This window comes from Colwellia sp. BRX8-4, assembly GCF_014077345.1.
In the GTDB taxonomy this organism is placed as follows: domain Bacteria; phylum Pseudomonadota; class Gammaproteobacteria; order Enterobacterales; family Alteromonadaceae; genus Colwellia_A.
In genome coordinates this window covers 1-272 of sequence record NZ_JACGVS010000080.1, presented here as the reverse complement: position 1 = coordinate 272, position 272 = coordinate 1, and the positions used below count along the sequence as shown (strand labels likewise).

General features: G+C 43.4%; 1 pseudogene. It reads left to right on the top strand.

The annotated features are described in order from the left end of the window. Positions 1 to 272 (top strand): annotated as a pseudogene (locus tag H4J56_RS19455) (transposase); the annotation flags it as partial.

Genomic DNA, 272 nt, shown 5'->3' with positions numbered 1-272 from the left:
ACGTTACTGACCAAACAATATTGCAACGGTGACCGCTTAGCTCAACCCTTACTTGATGAGGTTAATGCAACCGCAGAGGTCTATCGAAAGCGCCTGATGAAAATCAGTTGGTTTATGGGGTATATCAATGAAAGTATTGCAAGAGCCGCTAACCAAGAAGATAACTGCACCGGTAGATTTTGGGAAGGACGCTTTAAATCCCAAGCGTTATTAGATGAAGCAGCGTTAGCGTCTTGTATGGCCTATGTTGATTTAAACCCTATTCGAGCCAA